The sequence below is a fragment of the Nocardioides lijunqiniae genome (assembly GCF_015024225.1).
GTDB lineage: Bacteria > Actinomycetota > Actinomycetes > Propionibacteriales > Nocardioidaceae > Nocardioides > Nocardioides lijunqiniae.
In genome coordinates this window covers 163,559-183,764 of record NZ_JACJGM010000008.1, presented here as the reverse complement: position 1 = coordinate 183,764, position 20,206 = coordinate 163,559, and the positions used below count along the sequence as shown (strand labels likewise).

24 protein-coding genes are annotated in these 20,206 nt (G+C 72.6%); 7 read left to right on the top strand and 17 right to left on the bottom strand.

All coding sequences use genetic code 11. The features are described 5' to 3' along the window. Positions 1 to 74 precede the first annotated feature (74 nt). From IRQ30_RS07630 to IRQ30_RS07620, 3 genes are read left to right on the top strand one after another with little or no spacing between them, the layout of a single operon-like run. Positions 75 to 1,301: an HNH endonuclease signature motif containing protein gene (locus IRQ30_RS07630; protein ID WP_193612339.1), complete on the top strand. Its 1,227-nt coding sequence runs from the start codon at positions 75 to 77 to the stop codon at positions 1,299 to 1,301. Between the two features lie 41 nt (positions 1,302 to 1,342). Continuing rightward, positions 1,343 to 1,957 (top strand): histidine phosphatase family protein, encoded by a 615-nt coding sequence (locus IRQ30_RS07625; protein ID WP_227467142.1) that lies wholly within the window; start codon positions 1,343 to 1,345, stop codon positions 1,955 to 1,957. Positions 1,958 to 1,972: 15 nt separating this feature from the next. Then, positions 1,973 to 2,302, top strand: a complete 330-nt coding sequence (locus IRQ30_RS07620) for a nucleoside triphosphate pyrophosphohydrolase family protein (protein ID WP_193612337.1) — start codon at positions 1,973 to 1,975, stop codon at positions 2,300 to 2,302. Positions 2,303 to 2,325: 23 nt separating this feature from the next. On the opposite strand, the gene IRQ30_RS07615 is transcribed toward IRQ30_RS07620, so the two are convergent. From IRQ30_RS07615 to IRQ30_RS07600, 4 genes are read right to left on the bottom strand one after another with little or no spacing between them, the layout of a single operon-like run. Beyond that, positions 2,326 to 2,541 carry a hypothetical protein gene (locus tag IRQ30_RS07615; RefSeq protein ID WP_193612336.1) on the bottom strand — a complete coding sequence of 72 codons (216 nt, stop codon included), beginning with the start codon at positions 2,539 to 2,541 and terminating at the stop codon, positions 2,326 to 2,328. Between the two features lie 60 nt (positions 2,542 to 2,601). Next, positions 2,602 to 2,925, bottom strand: coding sequence for a hypothetical protein (locus IRQ30_RS07610; protein WP_193612335.1), 324 nt, complete (start codon positions 2,923 to 2,925; stop codon positions 2,602 to 2,604). 24 nt (positions 2,926 to 2,949) lie between these two features. Beyond that, positions 2,950 to 5,502, bottom strand: coding sequence for a DUF4153 domain-containing protein (locus tag IRQ30_RS07605; RefSeq protein ID WP_193612334.1), 2,553 nt, complete (start codon positions 5,500 to 5,502; stop codon positions 2,950 to 2,952). Beyond that, entirely contained in the window at positions 5,499 to 6,200 is a 702-nt protein-coding gene (locus IRQ30_RS07600) for a response regulator transcription factor (RefSeq protein ID WP_193612333.1), read from the bottom strand. The genes IRQ30_RS07605 and IRQ30_RS07600 overlap by 4 nt, the downstream gene beginning before the upstream one ends. Positions 6,201 to 6,327: 127 nt before the next feature. Here IRQ30_RS07600 and IRQ30_RS07595 point away from each other — a divergent pair, with 127 nt between their 5' ends. Next, complete coding sequence (locus IRQ30_RS07595; RefSeq protein ID WP_193610647.1) at positions 6,328 to 6,594, top strand: hypothetical protein; 267 nt, start codon at positions 6,328 to 6,330, stop codon at positions 6,592 to 6,594. Here IRQ30_RS07595 and IRQ30_RS07590 read toward each other — a convergent pair. Genes IRQ30_RS07590 through IRQ30_RS07575 form a run of 4 tightly spaced genes read right to left on the bottom strand, consistent with a single transcriptional unit; the run spans position 6,585 to position 8,866 of the window. Then, positions 6,585 to 6,893, bottom strand: coding sequence for a hypothetical protein (locus IRQ30_RS07590; RefSeq protein ID WP_193612332.1), 309 nt, complete (start codon positions 6,891 to 6,893; stop codon positions 6,585 to 6,587). The genes IRQ30_RS07595 and IRQ30_RS07590 overlap by 10 nt on opposite strands. Before the next feature lie 17 nt (positions 6,894 to 6,910). Beyond that, positions 6,911 to 7,537 carry a CbiQ family ECF transporter T component gene (locus tag IRQ30_RS07585; protein ID WP_193612331.1) on the bottom strand — a complete coding sequence of 209 codons (627 nt, stop codon included), beginning with the start codon at positions 7,535 to 7,537 and terminating at the stop codon, positions 6,911 to 6,913. Next, positions 7,534 to 8,229, bottom strand: coding sequence for an energy-coupling factor ABC transporter ATP-binding protein (locus IRQ30_RS07580; protein ID WP_193612330.1), 696 nt, complete (start codon positions 8,227 to 8,229; stop codon positions 7,534 to 7,536). Before IRQ30_RS07580 ends, IRQ30_RS07585 begins: the two co-directional genes overlap by 4 nt. A 28-nt stretch (positions 8,230 to 8,257) precedes the next feature. Continuing rightward, entirely contained in the window at positions 8,258 to 8,866 is a 609-nt protein-coding gene (locus IRQ30_RS07575) for a biotin transporter BioY (RefSeq protein WP_193612329.1), read from the bottom strand. 98 nt (positions 8,867 to 8,964) lie between these two features. On the opposite strand from IRQ30_RS07575, the gene IRQ30_RS07570 reads away from it, so the two are divergent. Beyond that, positions 8,965 to 9,537: a TetR/AcrR family transcriptional regulator C-terminal domain-containing protein gene (locus IRQ30_RS07570; protein ID WP_193612328.1), complete on the top strand. Its 573-nt coding sequence runs from the start codon at positions 8,965 to 8,967 to the stop codon at positions 9,535 to 9,537. 6 nt (positions 9,538 to 9,543) lie between these two features. On the opposite strand, the gene mraY is transcribed toward IRQ30_RS07570, so the two are convergent. From mraY to IRQ30_RS07540, 6 genes are all read right to left on the bottom strand, one after another. Continuing rightward, positions 9,544 to 10,629 (bottom strand): phospho-N-acetylmuramoyl-pentapeptide-transferase, encoded by a 1,086-nt coding sequence (mraY, locus tag IRQ30_RS07565; protein WP_193612327.1) that lies wholly within the window; start codon positions 10,627 to 10,629, stop codon positions 9,544 to 9,546. 88 nt (positions 10,630 to 10,717) lie between these two features. Next, on the bottom strand, positions 10,718 to 10,984 hold the full coding sequence (locus IRQ30_RS07560) for a DUF2087 domain-containing protein (protein ID WP_193610641.1): 267 nt from the start codon (positions 10,982 to 10,984) through the stop codon (positions 10,718 to 10,720). Between the two features lie 10 nt (positions 10,985 to 10,994). Continuing rightward, the gene (locus IRQ30_RS07555) at positions 10,995 to 12,776 is read right to left on the bottom strand and encodes an IucA/IucC family protein (protein ID WP_193612326.1); all 1,782 of its coding nucleotides are present in this window, start codon (positions 12,774 to 12,776) and stop codon (positions 10,995 to 10,997) included. Continuing rightward, positions 12,773 to 13,312: a GNAT family N-acetyltransferase gene (locus tag IRQ30_RS07550; RefSeq protein WP_193612325.1), complete on the bottom strand. Its 540-nt coding sequence runs from the start codon at positions 13,310 to 13,312 to the stop codon at positions 12,773 to 12,775. The genes IRQ30_RS07555 and IRQ30_RS07550 overlap by 4 nt, the downstream gene beginning before the upstream one ends. Then, entirely contained in the window at positions 13,309 to 14,592 is a 1,284-nt protein-coding gene (locus IRQ30_RS07545; protein WP_193612324.1) for a lysine N(6)-hydroxylase/L-ornithine N(5)-oxygenase family protein, read from the bottom strand. The genes IRQ30_RS07550 and IRQ30_RS07545 overlap by 4 nt, the downstream gene beginning before the upstream one ends. After that, entirely contained in the window at positions 14,592 to 16,058 is a 1,467-nt protein-coding gene (locus IRQ30_RS07540; RefSeq protein WP_338089608.1) for a pyridoxal phosphate-dependent decarboxylase family protein, read from the bottom strand. Before IRQ30_RS07540 ends, IRQ30_RS07545 begins: the two co-directional genes overlap by 1 nt. Positions 16,059 to 16,285: 227 nt before the next feature. Here IRQ30_RS07540 and IRQ30_RS07535 point away from each other — a divergent pair, with 227 nt between their 5' ends. Then, the gene (locus tag IRQ30_RS07535; RefSeq protein WP_193612323.1) at positions 16,286 to 16,864 is read left to right on the top strand and encodes a hypothetical protein; all 579 of its coding nucleotides are present in this window, start codon (positions 16,286 to 16,288) and stop codon (positions 16,862 to 16,864) included. Between the two features lie 51 nt (positions 16,865 to 16,915). Beyond that, the gene (locus IRQ30_RS07530; RefSeq protein WP_193612322.1) at positions 16,916 to 17,125 is read left to right on the top strand and encodes a hypothetical protein; all 210 of its coding nucleotides are present in this window, start codon (positions 16,916 to 16,918) and stop codon (positions 17,123 to 17,125) included. A gap of 104 nt (positions 17,126 to 17,229) precedes the next feature. On the opposite strand, the gene IRQ30_RS07525 is transcribed toward IRQ30_RS07530, so the two are convergent. The 3 genes from IRQ30_RS07525 to IRQ30_RS07515 form a co-directional block, all read right to left on the bottom strand. Further along, positions 17,230 to 18,543: a reverse transcriptase domain-containing protein gene (locus IRQ30_RS07525; RefSeq protein ID WP_193612321.1), complete on the bottom strand. Its 1,314-nt coding sequence runs from the start codon at positions 18,541 to 18,543 to the stop codon at positions 17,230 to 17,232. Between the two features lie 386 nt (positions 18,544 to 18,929). After that, positions 18,930 to 19,385 carry a nitroreductase/quinone reductase family protein gene (locus tag IRQ30_RS07520; RefSeq protein WP_193612320.1) on the bottom strand — a complete coding sequence of 152 codons (456 nt, stop codon included), beginning with the start codon at positions 19,383 to 19,385 and terminating at the stop codon, positions 18,930 to 18,932. Beyond that, on the bottom strand, positions 19,382 to 20,161 hold the full coding sequence (locus IRQ30_RS07515; RefSeq protein WP_193612319.1) for a glucose 1-dehydrogenase: 780 nt from the start codon (positions 20,159 to 20,161) through the stop codon (positions 19,382 to 19,384). Before IRQ30_RS07515 ends, IRQ30_RS07520 begins: the two co-directional genes overlap by 4 nt. Positions 20,162 to 20,206 lie beyond the last annotated feature (45 nt).

Genomic DNA, 20,206 nt, shown 5'->3' with positions numbered 1-20,206 from the left:
AATGCTCCACACCCTGTGGACAACCGCCTCCTGACCAGGCACCACTGTCGGTGGCGGCTGCTTGAGTAGGTCCCATGAGCAGCCCCGCCACCCACCCGCCGAGCCACCCCCTGCTCGTCGCCATGGCACACGCTCACGCCGAGCTCGACACCGTCGCCGACCAGCCCCTGTGGTCCCTGACGAAAGAGGAAGCAGCCCAGGCGCTGGTCGAGGAGACCCGCCTCAACGCCCGCCTCGCCGCGCTCACCCTCAAGACCGCCGTGCAGGCCGAGCGGACCGAGGTCGGCGCCGCCCAAGGCGCGACCTCTGCGGCCGCGTGGTTGGCCCACGAGACGCACATGACCCGACGCGACGCCGCGGCCCTCACCAAGCTCGGCAAAGCCCTCGAAGCACACCCACCGGTCGAGGACGCACTCAGTCGCGGTGACGTCCTGGCCGACCAGGCGAAGGTAATCGTCGAGGCCGTCGACGCGCTGCCCGACGACGTCGGCACCGCGATCAAGACCCAGGCGCGTGACCACCTCCTCGCCGAGGCCGAGCACTTCGACGCCATCCGCCTGCGGATCCTGGGCAAGCAGGTCCTCGACGTCGTGGCACCCGAGGTGGGCGAAGCAGAAGAGGCTAGGCAGTTGGAGGCGCAGGAGCGCCAGGCCCGCGCGAAGGCGCGGTTCACGATGCACGACGACGGCCACGGCACCACCTATGGCCGGTTCTCGATGCCGACCCACGAGGCCGACAAGCTCCGCAAGCCCCTCCAGGCGTTGGCCTCTCCCAAGGCCGGTGGTGAGGGATCGACGCCGCACGGCATGGGGTTGGCGTTCATCGAGTACGTCGACCGCTACCCCGTCGAGAAGCTTCCGAAGGCCGCCGGGATGGATGCCACCGTCGTGGTGACCATGACTCTCGAGACCCTCATGGGTGGGCTCAAGGCCGCGCAGCTCGACACCGGCACCCGCATCAGCCCCAGCCTCGCGAGGCGCATGGCCTGCGAGGCCGGCGTGATCCCGGTCGTCCTCGGTGGCAGGTCCCAGGTCCTCGACGTGGGCCGCAAGCGACGCTTCCACACCAAGGCCCAACGCATCGCCATGGCCGTACGCGACGGAGGCTGCATCGCGCTCGGCTGTGACCGGCCCTCCGCCTGGTGCCACGCGCATCACCTGGACCCTTGGTCTCAGGGTGGCGAGACCTCGGTCGAGCGTGGCGCGATGCTCTGCGCCCGCCACCACACGCTGATCCACCACCCCGGCTACGGAGTCACCCACCACGAGGGCGGCAAGGTCTCCTTCCACAAGCGGGAGTGAGACGTCTCCCCGTCAACTCGGCTGGTGGTTGGATGCCAGCCATGTCGGCACGACACCTCTACCTGGCCAGGCACGCCGAGCCGGACCACCACGGGAGCCTGACGGAGCGAGGCGTCCAGCAGGCCATCGCGCTCGGGCACCGGCTGTCGCAGGTGCCGTTGGGATCCGTGCTGCACGGACCCCTGCCTCGAGCGACGGAGACCGCGCGGCTCGTGGCCGGCCAGCTCGACCATCAGCTGCCCCTGTCCGAGCTCGACGCTGCGGGCGACTACGTACCGCACCTGCCGTCCCCGGACGAGGTCGATCCGGCGTTCCGCTCCGGTGTGATGGCGTTCCTCTCGGAGGTGTCGGCGGAGGAGGCAGTCGTGGGGGCGAAGCATGCTTCGGAGGCCATCCGGCTGCTGACCCCGCCGGAGCAGACGGAGGAGGACAGCCACCAGCTCGTGGTGACGCACGCCTTCACCATCGGGTGGCTCGTTCGCGAGGTCTACGGCGCTGCGCCGTGGCGGTGGCTGGGGATCGACAGCTGCCACGCCGCGCTGACGGTGATCCGCTGCTTCGCCGATCGACCGCCGGCCGTCGCGGTCTTCAACGACATGTCGCACCTGGCGCCGGAGCATCAGTGGACGGGCTTCCCGGAGCACCTGCGGCTCTGACGCTAGCGTGCCGCCATGGACCTCGATGACTACCAGCGCGCCGCGATGCGCACCGCCCGTGACAAGGATGCCCCCGACGAGTTCATGCACCTGGTCCTGGGCCTGGTGGGTGAGGCGGGCGAGGTGGCCGAGAAGGTCAAGAAGCTGGTGCGCGACGAGAACAGCGACCTGGCCCGCCTGGATCGCGACGACATGGCCGCCGAGCTCGGCGACGTCCTCTGGTACGCCGCCGTCCTGGCCGACTTCCTCGACCTCTCGCTGAGCGACGTCGCTCAGCGCAACGTCGACAAGCTCGCCGACCGGCAGCGCCGCGCGGTCCTCGGAGGATCGGGGGACAACCGCTGACGCGTCACCGCTCGCAGCTTGAGCTACTCGCGTGCCAGCTGGATGCCGATCGCGACGCCGCCGATCACGATCCCGAGGAGCCCCACGGCGCCCAGCGCCATCCCGATGGTCAGGAAGAGCTCGCGGTCGCTGCCGCCCGCCTGGGCGATGAGGCTGACGCCGAGTAGGGCGGCGAGCAGCCCTCCGAGCGCGTGCGCCCATCCACGCTGGTCCGACGCGTCGCTCATGGCCTTCTCCATGGCGGGGAGTGTAGGCGCTCCAGGAGCGGTCCGCCGGCGCTTGCGCGATGGTCCAGAGGATCACTCCAACGGTGCCGGCTTCGACCTCAAGGACAGCAGGAACTCCACCAGCAGGGCCATCGACGCCACGGTGCCGATCGCGCTCCACGGCAGCTCGTTCGCGGTGAAGAGGAACAGGTAGCCGTCCATCAGGAAGGCCCCGAGCAGGACGGTGTGGTAGCCGAGCTGCAGCCACTCGCGCCTCGATCGAGCCGGACGAGGCGCACGAGGGCGACGAGGGGGACGAGGCCCGCCGGCGGGTACGACGTCGAGCGCGTGCTGGGGCACGACGACCGGACGCCGGCGGAGCCGACGCGCGAGGACGCTCTCTCGGGGCTCGGGCACAGCCGATGCTCTCACCCCAGGACCTCAGGAGTCCTGGAAACAGCGGGGGTCCGGCTGGCCCACCTCACCCAGGTGGTCGGCTGCGCGGTGCCGGCCGAGGTTCCAGGCCAGCCAGTCGTCGTCCGCCGTCCGACGGCCGGCGAGGGCGCAGGTGGCGTCGTCGGCGGGGAGGCCGGCAAGCACGGGGACGGCGTCGTCGGAGAGGCCGCGCAGGTAGTACCAGTCGACCTTGCCGGTCTCGGCGTAGCGGTCGACGTTGTGCTGGGCGATCCAGGCGTCCGGGTTGATCGCGGCGAGGGCGAGCAGGAGGCCGGCGCCGCTCAGCAGCGCGGCACGGGGGAGCCAGGCGGCCCGCAGCGTCACACCGGTGGCCATGACGGCCAGCACCAGCAGCCCCAGCCAGCCCTCGAAGACGTCGACGAGCAGGCGCAGGCGGGTGAAGCCGTAGGCCTCCTGGTAGACGTGCATCCGGTGCAGCGCGGAGACCACGACGACGAGCGTGAGGGCGCAGAGCAGTCCGAGCGCGCCCCGGAGCCACGCCAGGTCGGCGGCCGTCGTCCGCGGCGCCTTGCGGGCCGCGGCCCACACCACCAGGAGGGTGAGCCCGGTCGCGACGGTGAGCTGCCCGAAGCCCTGGTGGACGTACTCGGCGTAGGTCAGGCCGGTCGTGCGCTCGAGGTAGTCGTGGCCGCCGAAGATGACGGTGGCCTGCGCGACGAGGAAGACCACGAAGACGGCGTCGACGAGCAGGACCGGCGCGAGCCACTCGTAGCGGTGGGCCACGGGGCGGGCGGGGGTGGTCTCGGTGTCGACGTCGGGCGGGTTGAGCGCGAGGTACGCCGCCGCGAGGACCATCCCGCCCACCGCGACCGTGACGAAGGATCGGAGCACGAAGGACTCGAGCTCGAGGTCGGGCACGACCGCGCCGGCCCACTCGGCGAAGACGGCGTCCGCGGAGGCGAAGAGGAGGCCGAAGACCAGGAGCGCGAGCAGCGACCACACGACGGTGCGCAGGGCGGCCGCGCTGGCGTTGAGGGCGCCGACCCGGCGCAGCGAGCGACCGAGCCACGGCAGCCCGCGCAGCCCGGAGAGCGGCCAGGCGATGCCCGCGATGACGAACGCCGGCACGGTGCGGCCGTGGACCACCCCGGCCATGCACACGGCGCCGCCCGCGAGCAGGCAGAGCAGCACGATCCAGTCGGCGTCGCGCATCACGACCGTCAGCGCCAGCAGGGCACAGAGTGCCGCGCAGGCCAGCGTGAACGGCGAGCGGCGGTGGACGCTGAACCCGAGCACCACGCCCCCGGCGGCGAGGAGCACGGCCGCCGTGCCCACGCCGCTGTCGCGGTAGGGGAGCGCGACGGCGGCGAGCAGGCCCACCGCGAGGCTCGCGAGCACGACGCGCAGGTTGCCCGGCACCGCGTCCGGCCAGAACCGGCCGAACATCAGGTCCAGGGCCGACGGGTGGGGCGCGACGGACGCCACCGGAGCGGGCGTCAGCTCCCGCACGGGCGGGGCGGGGACGGGGTGGGTCACGACAGGCTCCTGCGGCGGGGTGGTGGGGCTGGGACGACGGGGGTCGCGGGGGAGGTCCACCCGCACGCGGGCGCCGTTGCGCGACGGCTCCGGATCGACGAAGTGGATGGACCCGCCGTGCAGGTCGCTGACCCACCGGGCGATCGCGAGGCCGAGCCCCGTGCCTCCTCCGCCCTCGGCGTCGGACAGCGTGCCGAAGCGCTCGAAGACCCGGTCTCGGTCGGCGGCCGGGACACCCGGCCCGTCGTCGGCGACCTCGAGCCGCCAGCCCGTCGGCGTGGACGCGGCCACCACGGTGACCCGGCCTCCCGGAGGGCTGTGGCGCGAGGCGTTGTCGAGGAGGTTGGCGACCAGCTGGTGCAGCCGCGCGGGGTCGGCCTCGGCGGTGAGCGCGTCGGGCGCGACCTGTACGTCGTACGTCACCTCTCGGCCGGTCACCCGCGCCTCGGCCACGCCCCGGTCCAGCAGCTCGCGCACGGGCACGGTCGCCGTGGCCAGCGGCGCCTCCCCGGCGTCGACCCGGGCGAGGTCGAGCAGGTCGGAGGCGAGCGCCGACAGCCGCTCGGCCTGGTCGAGGGCGGTCCGCAGCGCCACCGGGTCGGGCTCGGCGACGCCGTCCACGAGGTTCTCCAGTACGGCGCACAGTGCGGCGAGCGGGGTCCGCAGCTCGTGGCTCACGTTGGCCACGAGCTCGCGGCGCTGCCGGTCCACGGCCGCGAGGTCCTCGGCCATGCGGTTGAACGCGCGGGCCAGCTCGCCGACCTCGTCGTTGGAGGTGGCCGTGACCCGGCCGGAGTAGTCGCCGCGCGCCATGTCGCGGGCCGCAGCGGTCATCTCGCGCAACGGGGAGGTCATGCCCACGGCGAGCAGCTGCGTCACGCCCAGCGCCAGCGCGACGGTCACCGGGATGCTGAGCCAGAAGGGGACGTCGCTGGAGGCGCCGACGGCCGCGACGACGGCGGCCACGGTGACGCTCACCGCGACCAGCACGCCGAGCTTGACCTTGACCGAGGTGACCTGGTCGAGCAGCGGTCCGCTCATGCGCGGGGCCTCGGCTCGAGGGCGTAGCCGACGCCATGCACCGTGCGCACCCGCTCGGCGCCGATCTTGGCGCGCAGCGCCTTCACGTGGCTGTCGACGGTGCGGGTGCCGGAGGCGCCGGACCAGCCCCAGACCTCGGCGTAGAGGTGCTCGCGGGTCAGGACCGTGCCGGGGCTGCTGGCCAGGCACAGCAGCAGGTCGAACTCGGTCGGCGTCAGGTGCACCTCGTCGTCGCCCACGCGCACGCGCCGGGAGGCGGCGTCGACGTGCAGGTCACCGAGGTCGCCGACCGGCTCGGGGGAGCGCTGCGCGAGCTCGGCCGCCCGCTCGACGCGACGCAGCAGCGCCGCCACGCGCGCCACGAGCTCGCGCATCCGGAAGGGCTTGGTGAGGTAGTCGTCCGCGCCGACGCCGAGCCCGACCAGGATGTCGGCCTCGTCGTCGCGCGCGGTCAGCATCAGCACGGGGACGGGGCGCTGCGCCTGGATCCGCCGGCACACCTCGTGGCCGTCGAAGCCGGGCAGCATCACGTCCAGCACGACCAGGTCGGGCGAGGTCTCGGCGCACAGCGCCACCGCGCCGGGCCCGTCCCAGGCCTGCACGACGTCGTACCCCGACCCCTGGAGCCGGTCGGTCACCGCCTGGTTGATGACGGGCTCGTCCTCGACGACGAGGATCCGGGGCGCGGTGACGGGCATGGGGCGAGCCTAGGAGCGCCGGGGGCCGGGAGACGGGGACGACTCGTGAAGGTTGTGTGCAGGTCTTCGTCGCGGCGGCGTCGGGGCTGTCGGCGCCACAGCATAGGCTCGTCCTCGTGAGTGGACGATGAGCAAGATGGACGGCCTGCGCGCGATGCGCGAGGCCAAGTACGCCGCGGCGCAGAAGGCCAAGTCGGGGGCGAAGCCCGCCGCGCGGCCCAAGGTCGCGCCGGACAAGCCGACCTCCAAGGCGGCCGCGGCCGCCAAGGCGCTGGCCTCGGACCCCGGACCGGTCGACGCCGTGACCGACGAGCTGTGCGGGCACCGCAACATGTCCGGGCGCACCTGCACCCGCGAGGCCGGCCACGCGGCCAAGAGCCACCGCTACTCCTGAGCGATGCCCCAGGCCTCGCGGAACTCCGCGGGGCTCATCGACGTGAGCTGCTCCTCGACGTGCGCCACGAGCTGGGCCGCCTCCTCCGGGGGTCCGGCCGGCACGCGCAGCACCTCGCGGTCGTCGGCGCGCCGTCGTACGACGACCTCGCCGGCCGAGGAGAGCTCGAGCAGCCCCCCGAGCGACGACGCGACGATGTCGGCCGCGACGACCGCCGTACGCCGCAGCCGGCCACGCCGGTGCGGCTCCAGGGCGCGGGTGTAGACGTCGGCGGCCAGGGTGGGGTCGTCGGTGGTCATGGCTCCAGGCTAGGGCGTCACGCCTGGTCGTCGCCGTCGCCGATGCCGCGGGCGTGCAGGGCGTCCCCGGTCTCGTGCGCCCGGGCGACGACGCGGATGACGAACGGCGTGAGGTAGGCGCGCGGGTGCCGCCCGAGGCCGCGCGCCCGGGCGGCGTCGCGGGTCTCGAGGGCCAGCGCGACGGTGCCGGGCAGCGACTGGATCGCCAGCGCGAACGTGAGGGCCACGCGGTCGGGGTCGACGCCGACCCGGCGCAGCGGGCGGACCCAACGCACGAGCGCGTCGAGCATCGCGTTGACCGGCGTGGTCGCGGAGACGACGACGGCGGCCAGCGCCAGGGCGACGAGGTCGACGAGGGTCTCGACGGCCTTGTCCCGTCCGTAGAGCCACCACTGCAGGGCCCCGACGAACGCGGCGAAGAGCAGCACCACCCGGGTCGCGCGCGCGAGCACGGCCAGCCTGGTCCGGGCGAGCAGCGCGACCGCGAGCGCGACGGCGAGGAAGACCCACGACGCCCGCGCGTCGCGCACCAGCACGACGGTCAGGCTGAACGCGCCGAGGCCGAGCACCTTGACGCCCACCGGAAGACGGTGCAGCAGGGTCTCGCCGGGTTGGTAGACCCCGACCAGGATGGAGCTGCTCACTCGGTGACCGAGGCGACGTAGTGGTCGACGGCCGCCGCGGCCTCACCGTCGAAGACGACCCGGGCGCCGTCGACCACCAGCACGCGGTCGCAGCGGCGCGCCTGCTCGAGGTCGTGGGTGACCAGCACCAGCTGCTGCTCCAGCCCGAACAGCAGCTCGGCGACCCGACGCGTGTTGGCCAGGTCGAGCAGCGTCGTCGGCTCGTCGGCCACCAGCACCGACGGGTCGGTCGCGAGCACGCCGGCGAGGGCCAGCAGCTGCTTCTGCCCACCCGAGAGCGCGTGCACGCTGACGTGGGCGTGGTCCGCGAGCCCGAAGCGCTCCAGCACCGCGAGCGCCAGCTCCCGTCGGCGACCGGCGTCGCGCTCCCTCGTGCGCAGCGACAGCTCGACGTCCTCGACGCACGTCGGCATCACCAGCTGTGCCGCCGGGTCGGTGAAGACGAACCCCACCCGCCGGCGTACGGCGGACCCGCGGCGCGCGACGTCGAGCCCGTCGACCAGCACCCGGCCCGCCGTGGGGGAGACCAGCCCGTTGAGGAGGCGGGCGAGCGTCGACTTGCCCGACCCGTTGGCGCCGACGACGCCGACGCGGCGCTCGGTCAGCGTCAGCGTCGTGGGGGAGAGGATGACGCGCTCGCCGTCGGGGACGTCGACGGTGACCGCGGCAGCGTCCAGCTCGATGGTGGCCATGCGTCGCGAGTGCCCGGGCAGCCGAGGACTAGCGGCGGGGGTGCAGCAGCTGCGGGAAGGCGCGGTGCACCTCGGCGGCGATCAGCGCCACCAGCGTCGTCTTCACCACGTCGCCCAGCCAGAACGGCGTGTCGTAGGCGAGCGCGTCGGACCACGGCACGTCGAAGAACAGCTTCATGCCGGCGATGCCGGCCGGGTGGATGACCAGGACGCTGCCCGCCAGCGAGCACAGGAAGACGAAGACCGCGCGGGTCTTGCGCTCGCGCCCGGCGACGTACTTGACGAGGAACCCCGCGAGAGCGGCGGCGACCGGGAAGGACCACAGGTAGCCCGCGCTGGCGCCGGTGAAGACGCCGAGGCCCGAGGAGTGCTCCGCGAAGACGGGCAGGCCGATGGCGCCGAGGCCGAGGTAGAGGGCGGCGGCGAGGAAGCCGCGCACCGGCCCCAGCAGGCAGCCGCCGAGCATGATCGCCAGGCTCTGGAGGGTGATCGGGACGCCTGAGCCGCCGACCGGCACCGCGCCGACGTAGGCGCAGGCCGAGGTGAGGGCCGCGAACGCGGCGACGAGCGCGAGGTCGGTGGTGCTGAAGCGCGGTCGTCGCTCCGTGCCGGTGTCCGGGGTGTCGGTCATGGTCATGCCTGCGTCCTCGCGGTCCGCACCTGAACGGTGGTCAGGTGAACGGCGTTCAGGTTAGGGTGCGGGTGCCGATGCCGTCAACGAGAGGGGCCCGCGACGTGCGACACCACCGCCAGGACGTGGTCGACCGGGCGATCGACGTCCTCGACCGCTACGGCCTCTCCGACCTGACGATGCGGCGACTCGGCGCCGAGCTCGGCGTCCAGCCCAGCGCGCTCTACCACCACTTCGCCAACAAGCAGAGCCTGCTCGCGGCCGTCGCCGACGAGATCCTGGAGCGTGGGACCCGCCCCGCGGCGGAGCGCCGCTGGGACGCGCGGGTCGTCGCGGTCTGCACGCAGCTGCGCGACGCGATGCTCGCCTACCGCGACGGCGCCGACCTGGTGGCCACCGTGCACGCGTTCGGGCTCGGCGCCTCCGCGCCGTACGACGCCCTGCTGGCCGCGCTGGCCGACGGCGGCTTCCCCGCCGACCTGTCCCGCACCGCCGCGCGCACCCTGCTGCACTTCGTCTTCGGCCACGCCATCGACGAGCAGACCCACCTGCAGGCGGGCAGCGCCGGCGCCATCGACGACGAGCCGCGCGACGCCTCCGACTTCGACCTCGGGCTCGCGCTCGTGGTGGACGGCATCCGGCTGCGCCAGCCCACGGACCTGCACCAGCCTCTCTAGGGGGGCTCAGCTCAGCCAGTCGGCGTAGAAGATGCCGAGGCCGGTCACGACGCACAGGCCGGCGATGATCCAGAAGCGGATGACCACGGTGACCTCCTCCCACCCGAGGTGCTCGAAGTGGTGGTGGATGGGCGCGATCCGGAAGATGCGGCGCCCGGTGCCGGTCAGGCGCCGCGTGATCTTGAACCAGCTCATCTGCAGCAGCACGGAGACGGTCTCGAGCACGAAGAGCCCGGCGATGACGGCCATCAGGAGCTCGGTCCTCGACATGATCGCGAGGCCGGCCAGCGCACCGCCGATGGCCAGCGAGCCGACGTCGCCCATGATGATCCGCGCCGGCTTGGCGTTCCACCAGAGGAACCCGACGCAGGCGGTCGCGACCGCGGCCGAGAAGACGGCGAGGTCGAGAGGGTCCCGCGCGACGTAGCACTCGGACCCCGGAAGGGAGGGGGCGGCCGACCGGCACTGGTGGTTGTTCTGCCAGAAGGTCACGACCGCGTAGGCGCCGAAGATCATCGCCGACGTGCCGGCCAGCAGCCCGTCGGCGCCGTCGGCGAGGTTGGCGCCGTTGGAGGTGGCCGTCACGATGAACCAGATGACGAGCAGGACCGCCACCAGGGGCAGCTTGACGCCCCAGTCGTGCGTGGCGGAGAGGTGCTGGGAGGCGGGCATGACGCCTCGCTCGTCGGCGAAGAAGCGCGTCGCCAGGACGCCGAACGCGAGTGCGACCGTCGTCTGCCCGGCCATCTTCGCGCGGCTGCTGAGACCCCGGTTGTCCTGCGTGTAGACCTTGATGAAGTCGTCGAGGAAGCCGACGAGCCCGCAGCCGAGGAACAGCAACAGCAGGAGCCAGACGCTGGCGCTCGGGCGGCCTCCGGTGACGAGCGTCGCCAGGAGGTAGCCGACGATCGCGCTGAGCAGCACCACGAGACCGCCCATGGTGGGCGTGCCCCTCTTGACGTGGTGCGAGGTCGGCCCGTCCGCGCGGATGGGCTGCCCGAAGCCGTGCCGGGCGAACCACCCGATCGCCACCCGGGTCCCGAGCAGCGAGCAGACCATCGCCACGGCGCCGCCGAGCAGGATCGCCCGCATACGTCCCCACCGGCCTTCCGCGTCCTCGATCGCCGGCGGTCACCCGCTCGGCTGCCAGCGCACATTGTGCGCCCCCGGAGGTGCCGGCTCAGACCTCGACGCGCCCGCCGCTGCGCCAGTAGACGCCGCCCTCGCGGGTGAGGAAGTCGCCCTCGACGAGGTAGCGGCGCAGGGCCGCGTGGTCGGGGTGGAAGCGGTTCAGGACCTCGTTGACCTCGGCCTCGGGGTAGCGGCGACCGATCTCGAAGGACTGGGCGAGGTGGTCGAGCACGACCCGCAGCTTGGCCTGCTTGCTGGGGATCGTGCGCAGCCGACCGTCGGCGTCCAGGAAGTTGGCGAGCACTCGGGAGTCCACGTCACCACTGTCACACGTCCGGACGCCAGCGCGCGATCGGATTCTCCAGCGTGCCGGCGTACATCAGCGACTGCGCCTGGTCGGCGAGATCGACCATCTCCAGGGTGTTGCGCAGCTGCAGCCGGTTGAGGCAGCTGTGGTCGAACTCCGCCCGGAACAGGTCGTACGTCGCCCCGGCCTCGGCCAGCTCGGGGTGCTCGGCCGCGTGGTCCGCGACGCAGCGCGCGACCTCGGCCCAGAAGTCGTCCTGGTCGAGCACGCCGTCGGTGTGCAGGATCGCCGCCAGGTGGCGCAGCACGCCGTCGAACACGTCGGTGAGCAGTGCCAGTGCCTTGACGTCGTCGGTGACCTTGGCGCGGACCCGCTCCACGTCGGGCGGCAGCGGCTGGTCGCCCATCACCGCGACCTCCTCGCCGATGTCCTTCATCAGCGCACGCACCGGCACGGCGTCGCGCAGGACCAGGACGAGGTTCTCGCCGTGCGGCATGAACGCCAGGTCGTGCGCCAGCAGGCAGTGCACGATCGGGCGGACGTAGGCCCGCAGGTAGGACCGGACCCACGTGGCCGCGTCCAGCCCGGACGCCTCGACGAGCGCCGCCGCCAGCGAGCGCCCGTCGCCGTCGCGGTGCAGCAGCGAGGCCATCGTCGCGAGCCGCTCGCCCTCGCCCAGACGGGGGAGCGGGCTCTCGCGCCACAGGGCCGCCAGCATCTTCTGGTACGGCGAGCGGACGCCGTGGGTGTGCGCCAGCTCGTGGAACGCGTCCCCGGTGTAGCCGATCGCGGCGTGCTCGCGGAGCACGGCGAAGCCGCATTCCCGTAGCGTGTCGTCGGCCTCGACCACCGAGGCGACCCAGTCGTTGATCGCGGGCGTGGGGCCCATGTAGCCGGGCGAGAGGCCGCGCAGGAAGCCCATGTTCTGGATCGCGAGCGCGGTCTTGACGTAGCTGCGCCTCGGGTCGCTCACGTTGAAGAACGTGCGGATCGACTGCTGCGCGCGGTAGTCGTCGGGCCCCTCACCGAGCGGCACCAGGTCGCGCCGCGCGACGTCGGGCGCGAACGTCACGGCGACCTTGTTGGTCCACTGCCACGGGTGCAGCGGCAGGTAGAGGTAGTCGGCCGGGTCGAGCCCGAGGTCGGCCAGCCTCCGCCCGAACGCCTCGCGCGTCTCGGCCGCGAGCTCCGCGCCGTACAGCGTCTCCTCGGTGAGCCCGGCGCCGAGCGAGAGCCGCGTGTGCGCGCGACGCGCGGCCACCCAGACGAGCCGGAGCCGAGAGCCGGTCTCGGGGGCGTAGGCCTCGAAGTCGTCGAGCCCGTAGCCGACACGGCCGTTGTTGGCGATGAAGGACGGGTGCCCCTCCGTCATCGCCGCCTCGATCTCCTGGTAGTCGGCCTCGACCAGGTCGGCGGCGGTCGCGGTGTGGTGGTGCCGCTTCCAGGCGGCGCTCGCGAGGGTGGCGGCGAGCTCCTCGAGGTACGTCGGCAGCAGCTGGTCGGGGATGCCGAGGAGCTCGGCCACCTCCACGACGAACGCCTGCACGTCGAGCTCCGCCGGCGCCCCGTCGACGTGCCGCTCGAGGCTGGCCGCGTCCACGGCCCAGTGGTCGAGCGCCAGCCGCTGCGCGCGGAAGGTGTACGTCGCCGTGCGCGACGGCGCCGTCAGCACGTAGTCCCTGGGGGAGACCGCCTCCGGCGCGAGCAGCCGCTCGTGCGAGAGCTCCGCGATGGCCTTGGCGACCAGGTGCCGCTGGGCGGCGACGAGCGTGTCGGGGTTCAGGTGGTCGGCGGCGATCACGCGGGCACCTCGCGGAGCAGCTCCGAGGCGAGGAACGCCGCGCGTGTGCAGAAGGACAGCGCGGCGTCCTTGCTGGGCAGGGTGATCGCGCGCTCGACCTCGAAGCCCGCCACCGCGTTGAGCACCTTGATCTTGTCGTTGCGCACGTCGGGGTCGACGACCACGCGACGCACGCCGGGGTCGGCGAAGCAGTGCTCCATCACCGCGCGGAAGACCCGCCGCGTGAAGCCCGGCACCGGTGTGTCCGTGGGGGCGACGAGCACGTGCATCCCGAGGTCGCCGTCGCGCAGCTCGGGCAGGTCCGCGAGCAGCGAGTGGGCGGGGTCGTAGGTCTCGGCGAGGAAGGCAGGGTCGCCGTCGACGCGGCCCAGCCACGCGCGGTGGTGCGGGTTGTCGCGGATCTCGGCGTACTCCCGCGCGACGTCCTCGATGCTCGCGTCGGGCATCTCCCAGTAGACGGAGCCGGGGTGCGTGATCCACGCGTGCAGCCGGGCGAGGTGCGGCTCGAGCTCGAGCGGCTCGATCGTGATGGTCATCGTGCCCTCCTCAGGTGGTCGGGGACGCCGAAGCTCTGCACGGCGATCCGCTTCTCGACGGGGTAGACCTCGCGGCCGGTGACGGCCGCGACGATGACCGAGTTGCGGTAGGCGCCCATGCCGAGGTCGGGCGCCACGAAGCCGTGGGTGTGCTCCTCGGCGTTCTGCACGAAGATCTCCTGACCGGCGTGGTCGACGGCGTACGACGCGTCGGCGACGTAGCGACCGTCAGCATCCCACCGGATCCGGTCGCGCACGCCGTCCAGGAACGCCGGCACCCGCGCGCCGTAGCCGGTCGCGAGCACGAGTCCCTGCGTGCGCAGGCCGAAGTCCTCGTCGGTCTCGTGGTGGTGCAGGTCGAGCTCGTACGCCGTGCCGTCCCAGGCCGCGCCGGTCACCTCGGTGTTGGTGACCAGCGTCGTGCGGGGCCCGTCGCCGGTGACGCGCTGCTGGTAGTGCAGGTCGAAGATCGCGTCGACCAGGTCGCCGCTGATCCCCTTGTAGAGCGATCGCTGCTCGCGCAGCAGCCGCGCGCGGGTGAGCTCGGGCAGGTCCTGGAAGTAGGCGGTGTACTCCGGCGACGTCATCTCCAGCGTCAGCTTGGTGTACTCCATCGGGAAGAAGCGCGGGCTGCGCGTCAGCCAGGTCAGGGCGTAGTCGTGCTCGGGAGCCTCGGTGAGCAGGTCGAGGTAGATCTCCGCCGCGCTCTGGCCGCTGCCCACGATGGCGATCGACTCCAGCGCCTGCAGCTCCGCCTTGCGCGACAGATAGTCGGCCGAGTGCGTGAAGGGTCCGCCGGCCCCGCGCACGCACTCCAGCACCCGCGGCTGCGTGCCCGTGCCGAGCACCAGCCGCCGCCCACGGTGCTCCTCGCCGGTGCTGGTGGTGACGACGTACGACGACCCGCGGTCGTCCTCGACGTGCTCGACGCCCACGACCGACTGCCCGAACCGCACGCTGGGCAGCCGCTCGGCGGCCCAGCGGCAGTAGTCGTCGTACTCGCGGCGCAGCGGGTAGAAGGACTCGCGGATGTAGAAGGGGTAGAGGTTACCGGTCTCCTTGAGGTAGCTGAGGAACGACCAGCGCGACGTCGGGTCGGCCATCGTCACCAGGTCGGCGAGGAACGGCACCTGCAGCGTCGCGTCGTCCAGCATCATCCCGGGGTGCCATGCCAGCTCGTCGCGCGCCTCGAGGAAGAGCGTGTCGAGGCCGAGGGGGTCGGTGAGGCAGGCGAGCCCGAGGTTGAAGGGGCCGACGCCGATGCCGATGAGGTCGCGCATCACGCCACCACCACTGCGGCCGCCTGATCGCGGGCGAGCTCGTCACCGACGGCGACGATGCGCGCGCAGATGCCCAGCACCTGCTCGGGCGTGGCCATCGGGTTGAGCAGGGTGAGCTTGAGCCACGCGCGGCCGGACACCTTGGTCGCGGCGACCATCGCGGCGCCGCTCTCGTAGAGCGCGGTGCGGATGCGCGGCGCGAGCAGGTCGGCCCGGTCCTCCGAGAGCCCGTCGGGGCGGTAGCGGAACACCACCGTGCTCAGCTGGGGCGTCGCCGCGACCTCGAGCGACGGGTCGGCGTCGATGCGCACGGCGACCTCCCGCGCCAGGTCGACCACCGTGTCGACGTACTCGCCGATCTGGTCGGGACCCATCACCCGCAGCGTCAGCCACAGCTTGAGCGCGTCGAAGCGCCGCGTCGTCTGGAGGCTCTTGTCGACCTGGTTGGGGTGCTCGGCGTCCTTCGGGTTGAGGTAGTCGGCGTGCCACGTCACGTGGCCCAGGTGCGCGCCGTCGCGCACGAGCAGCGCGCTCGAGGACACCGGCTGGAACCACGTCTTGTGGAAGTCGACGGTCACCGAGTCGGCCTGGTCGATGCCGTCGAGCAGGTGCCGCCGGGTGGTCGAGGCGAGCAGCCCTCCGCCGTACGCCGCGTCGACGTGGCACCAGGCGCCGTACAGCTCGCAGAGGGCGGCGACCGTGCGCAGCGGGTCGATCGCGCCGAAGTCGGTCGTGCCGGCGGTGGCGACCACCGCCATCGGCACCAGCCCCGCACCGCTGGCGTCGGCCAGCGCCTTGCCGAGGGCTCCGGCGTCCATCCGGCGCTCGCCGTCGACCGGGATCGTGACGACCGCGTCGTCACCGAGGCCCAGGATCCGTGCGGCCTTCTGCACGCTGAAGTGCCCGTCGGTGGACGCGAAGACCCGCAGCGTGCGTGGGTCGGCGCCGGTCGCCGCGAGCGCCCGGTCGCGGGCGAGCAGGAGCGCCTGCAGGTTCGACTGCGAGCCCCCGCTGGTGAAGATCCCGTCGGCCTGCGGTCCGAACCCGATCCGGCCGTTGGTCCAGTCGACGAGGTGCCGCTCGACGAACGTCCCGCCCACAGACTGGTCGAAGGTGTCGAGGCTGGAGTTGACCGCGGAGACGAACACCTCGGCCAGCAGCGCGGGGATCACGACCGGGCAGTTGAGGTGCGCGGCGTACGTCGGGTCGTGGAACCACACCGCGTCGTCGAGGTAGAGCCGGCTCATCTCCGCCAGCGCCAGCTCGGGGTCCTCGAGCGGCCGGTCCAGGTCGACGTCGGCCACCGCCTTGGCGGCGCGCTCGGGCGAGGTGCCCGTCGACGGGCCGGTCAGCCCGCCCATGGTGGCGGCGAGGTGGTCGACGCCCCGGCGCATGGTGTCGGCGTAGGCGTCGACGTTCCGCGGGTGGAACAGGTGGGAGAGCGGGTGCACAGCGGACACGGCCACCGGTCATCCTTCCGAGAGAAGATTAGGTAAGGCTCACCTTACTTCTCTGGAAGAGATGCGCAACCAGCACCACCGTGGGTTGAGGAAGGCGCGCTGGCGCCTGTCTCGAAACCCCGACGACCTCTGCGTTCTCCGGTCAAGGTCCCGGGCCTGTCGAGCTCGAGGTCGCGCACACACGATCAGACGAATGCCCACGCCGACAGACGAGCGGTGACAGTGTTCGCGCCATGACCCTGCAGACGGACGCCGCGCCCGTGACTCCGATGCCTCAGCGACGAGGGGCTACGCGCGCCGTGGTGGCCGGCGTGGCGTTGGTCCTGACCTGCGGCCTGGTGGCGGGACTGTGGCACTGGCGCACTGGCGCGGACGTGTTCGTGGCCGGCGGCGGAAGCGCGGTGGACGATGACTGGCCGGTCGGTGAGGCCATCTACCTCGGCGTCGCCGAGGAGGAGACGGACCTCCGCGGCGACATCGAGATCCGTGAGATCGAAGCAGACATCCTCAAGGATGAAGCAGCAGTGCGTGTGGAGTACCTCCTCTGCACCGTCGACCCCAGCAGCGGGGTGGGAGGCGTCGGATCCGTCAGGAAGAGTGACATCGAGGAGCAGTGCAGCGAGCTCGTCCCGGCCCAGGGTCAGCGCATGACGCTCAATGCCACGCCCCGACAGCAGCTCGTCATGGCGGTGACGCCGACGCGGCCGGGCGCCATCACCATCAAGGGGACCACCGTCAGCTACGACTATGGATGGCGGGTCGGGAGTGAGTTCCTCACGGTGGAGCTCGTCATGGAAGCGGTCCAGCCCTAGATGGATCCGCTTCAACGCTGCGCCGACCGGCGACGCTTGCAGAAGATCGGCATGTACGTCGTCGTGGGCGTCGGCCTGGTGGCGGTCGTCGCGGCGCAGTACCTCGACGAGTGGGGCGACTCTTCGTCGTACCGGAGGGGCGCATCGGCCTGGTGGGCCCTCGTCGGCGTCGCTGTCCTCTGCATCGTCACCGGACTCGTCGACCCACTACGCCGCCCTCTCACCGGACCGACGCGTCCCGGCCGGCACGCCCGCTACTGACTACCAGCCCCTTCGCTGGCCGAGCAGTGACGAGCTCGATGCTCGGACGTCGGTGGTTTCGAGGCGGTTGCTGCGCAACCTCCTCAACCAACGAGTGCAACCTTTTAGCGGCTCCAGTCGACGGACTCGTGCACGGCCAGCAGGCGCGCGCCGCGCACCGGGTCGTGCTGGGCGACCCACGCGATGCGGCCGCGCAGGTGCTCCTCGAAGGCGGGGACGTCGTGGCGGTTCTGCGTGCTGGGTCCGTGGCGGTGGCAGTTGTGGAGGATGGCGCGCAGGAGGTCCACGTCGTGGCGCGAGACCCGCGGTCGCTCGTTGACGACGAGCCCCCCGAGCGTCTGGCGGCCGCCGCGCGGCATCACCCCGGTCTTGCGCGCGTTGAGCGTGAAGCCTTCGTCGCGCACGATCGTCTCGACGGCGTCGAGGAGCCGCGACGTGCCGCTGCCCCAGCCGGCGGCGCCCGAGAACGCCAGGTCGTCGGCGTACCTGGTGTAGCGACCGCCCCAGGAACGGGCGAGCGCGGTCAGTCTCACGTCCAGCCCGAACGCCGCCAGGTTGGCCATCGCGGGGGAGGTGGGTGCGCCCTGCGGGAGGTGGGGGGCGGCCAGTCGCCGGCCCAGCCGCCAGTGGGCGTCCAGGAGCCACTCGTCGGCCGGGCGCGGGACCGCTCGCCACGCGGACCGCGGCAGGACGCTGGTGACGAGCCCGGCCAGGAGGTGGGCGACCGGCTCGGGGTAGCCCGCCGAGCGCCAGATCCCGTAGACCCGCGACACCGTGACGCTGGCGAAGAACGCCTCCAGGTCCAGCCGGATGACCACGGGCCGCCCCGCGTGCGGTGCGGCGTAGGACCGCACCGAGCCGCCCGGCCGGAAGCCACGCGCGGCGTCGTGCGGCGGGATGAGGGACGCGACCTCGTCCAGGAGCTGTCGCTGGATCCGCCGCAGTCGTGGCTTCGGGGCCTCGAGCACGCGGATCCCACCACTCGCCGCCGTCCGGTGGCTGACCCGGTAGTGCTGGAGCGGCACGTCGCCGGCGGAGCGCGCCAGCCGCCGCGGGTCCGCGAACCAGTCGAGCTCGGAGGTCGTGATGCCCACGAGCTCGGCAAGGTCGGCGGGGTCGTGGAGCTCGGGCAGCCGCCAGCGGTTGCTGAGCATGCGGGTGCCGGGCATCGGCTGCACGACGACGGGGTGGGCGGCCAGCGCCTTCTTCGCCGCGGGGCGGGTGCGGACGTTGGTCGCCAGCTCGCGCGGCCGGTCGTACGGCGGCCGCGGGTAGAGCGCCAGCGTCTGGTTGGCCAGCGGCTTCAGCCACCGGGGCTTGCGGCCGAGCACGGCCGCTCCGCTCGCGACGAGCCCGGTCGGCGTCCACTCGCCCCCCAGGAACCCGGCTGCGAGCGCCCGGGCCAGGTCGCTCCTCACGGCATGGGGTGGACGGTGGACGTGGGGGTGTGCGGCAGCGCTGCTCGACCTGTCCCGTCGTGCGCGCGCCGACCTGCAGCGGAGCGCAGCGATGCGCGCGCGGTGCCGTGCCCGAACATTCCGGTGGCCCCCGGGGTAGCCCCGGGGAGGCTTGCCGGTGTCACGCACCGGTTCGCCGTCTCGAGAGAACGCTGCCGCACCCGCGCACAGTAGCCGCAAGCACCCCCCGGTGGTCGACCAGTGAGGAGCGTCGGCACGGCAGCCGGTGGTCGAGCAGTGAGGAGCGTCGGCACGGCAGCCGGTGGTCGAGCAGTGAGGAGCGTCAGCGACGAGCGTCCGTCGAGACCCGGTGAGGGAGGCAGGACCCCGGGGATCTCGACGATCGCTCAGGCCCTTCCGGCCCTTGCCTCTCCGTCGCCGGCATCGAAGCTGACGCGCATCAGCCGGCTCTGCGCCCAGTCCTCGAGCCGCGTCGGCCGGATCGTGCCCGGGTCGTGCGGTTGGTTGAGGTCGGCGACGATGTCGGCCAGCACGGCCTCGCGCTCCCGGGCGTCGGTGACCGGCGTCGCGCGGGCGGGCAGGTCCGCGCGGATCCCGTTCTTGAGGTGGAAGGTGAAGTCGGGGTTCGTCAGCAGGTTCGCGTGCCAGTCGGTCGCGGCCCCGCCCGCCCCGCTGCACAGGTAGATCTCGCCCCCAGCGCGGTAGAAGAAGATCTCGAGGCGTCTCGGCCGGCCCGTACGACGTCCTCGCGTCGTGATGTCGACGATCCGCTCCCTCGTGCCCGCGGCCGGGGTGATCTCGAGGGCTCGCCGGATGCTGTCGGGCAGGTGCGACGTGCTCATGCCGCTGGCGCCTGGAGGGCGGGGCCCAGGAGGAGCCCGCCGTCCACGACGTACTCCGCGCCCGTGATGAAGGACGCCTCCGCCGACGTGAGGAACAGCAGCAGTCGGGTGACGTCGTCCGGCTCTCCGAGCCGGGGGATGGCGAAGGGCTCGGGGGAGTAGAAGTCCGCGATGGCGGCGCTGGCGCCGGCGGCCGGCTCCGAGATGAAGGGGGTCGCGATCACGCCGGGGTGGATGGTGTTGACGCGGATACGGTCCCGGCCGAGCTCGAGCGCCGCGGTCTGGGTGAGTCCCCGCACGGCCCACTTGCTGGCGACGTACGGCGCGTAGTGGGCGGTGCCGCCCAGGCCCATCGTGGAGGAGATGTTGACGATGGCGCCCCCCGCCGCGCGGCGGAGGGCAGGCGTGGCGGTCTTGATGCCGAGGAACGTGCCGGTGAGGTTGATGTCGAGGATGCGCGACCACGTGGCTTGGTCGGTGCTCTCGATCGGCGCCGGGGGGTTCTGGACGCCGGCGTTGTTGACGAGCACGTCGAGCCTGCCGAAGGTGCTCTCCGCTGCGGCGACGGCCGAGGCCCAGGAGCTCTCATCGGTCACGTCGAGCCGGACGAACCGAGCGCGGACGCCGAGCTCGTCGGCGAGGGCGGCGCCGCTGGCGGCGTCGATGTCGCCGATCACGACCTGGGCGCCCTCGGCGTGGAATGCGCGGACGTGGCTGGAGCCCTGGCCGCCGGTACCTCCGGTGACGAGCACGGTCTGGCCTTCGAAGCGGGTCATGAAGGTGGTCCGTTGGATCGAGTCTGATGGTGAGTCGGGCGACTC

Excerpts from the sequence above, each read along its gene's own strand:
- IRQ30_RS07605 (WP_193612334.1), bottom strand. The coding sequence starts at position 5,502 with ATGAGCGGACCGCTGCTCGACCAGGTCACCTCGGTCAAGGTCAAGCTC.
- IRQ30_RS07595 (WP_193610647.1), top strand. The coding sequence starts at position 6,328 with ATGAGCAAGATGGACGGCCTGCGCGCGATGCGCGAGGCCAAGTACGCC.
- IRQ30_RS07575 (WP_193612329.1), bottom strand. The coding sequence starts at position 8,866 with ATGACCATGACCGACACCCCGGACACCGGCACGGAGCGACGACCGCGC.
- IRQ30_RS07530 (WP_193612322.1), top strand. The coding sequence starts at position 16,916 with ATGTACGTCGTCGTGGGCGTCGGCCTGGTGGCGGTCGTCGCGGCGCAG.
- IRQ30_RS07625 (WP_227467142.1), top strand. The coding sequence starts at position 1,343 with ATGTCGGCACGACACCTCTACCTGGCCAGGCACGCCGAGCCGGACCAC.
- IRQ30_RS07620 (WP_193612337.1), top strand. The coding sequence starts at position 1,973 with ATGGACCTCGATGACTACCAGCGCGCCGCGATGCGCACCGCCCGTGAC.
- mraY (WP_193612327.1), bottom strand. The coding sequence starts at position 10,629 with ATGCGGGCGATCCTGCTCGGCGGCGCCGTGGCGATGGTCTGCTCGCTG.
- IRQ30_RS07545 (WP_193612324.1), bottom strand. The coding sequence starts at position 14,592 with ATGCGCGACCTCATCGGCATCGGCGTCGGCCCCTTCAACCTCGGGCTC.
- IRQ30_RS07520 (WP_193612320.1), bottom strand. The coding sequence starts at position 19,385 with ATGAGCACGTCGCACCTGCCCGACAGCATCCGGCGAGCCCTCGAGATC.
- IRQ30_RS07630 (WP_193612339.1), top strand. The coding sequence starts at position 75 with ATGAGCAGCCCCGCCACCCACCCGCCGAGCCACCCCCTGCTCGTCGCC.
- IRQ30_RS07580 (WP_193612330.1), bottom strand. The coding sequence starts at position 8,229 with ATGGCCACCATCGAGCTGGACGCTGCCGCGGTCACCGTCGACGTCCCC.
- IRQ30_RS07600 (WP_193612333.1), bottom strand. The coding sequence starts at position 6,200 with ATGCCCGTCACCGCGCCCCGGATCCTCGTCGTCGAGGACGAGCCCGTC.
- IRQ30_RS07550 (WP_193612325.1), bottom strand. The coding sequence starts at position 13,312 with ATGACCATCACGATCGAGCCGCTCGAGCTCGAGCCGCACCTCGCCCGG.
- IRQ30_RS07615 (WP_193612336.1), bottom strand. The coding sequence starts at position 2,541 with ATGGAGAAGGCCATGAGCGACGCGTCGGACCAGCGTGGATGGGCGCAC.
- IRQ30_RS07590 (WP_193612332.1), bottom strand. The coding sequence starts at position 6,893 with ATGACCACCGACGACCCCACCCTGGCCGCCGACGTCTACACCCGCGCC.
- IRQ30_RS07515 (WP_193612319.1), bottom strand. The coding sequence starts at position 20,161 with ATGACCCGCTTCGAAGGCCAGACCGTGCTCGTCACCGGAGGTACCGGC.
- IRQ30_RS07535 (WP_193612323.1), top strand. The coding sequence starts at position 16,286 with ATGACCCTGCAGACGGACGCCGCGCCCGTGACTCCGATGCCTCAGCGA.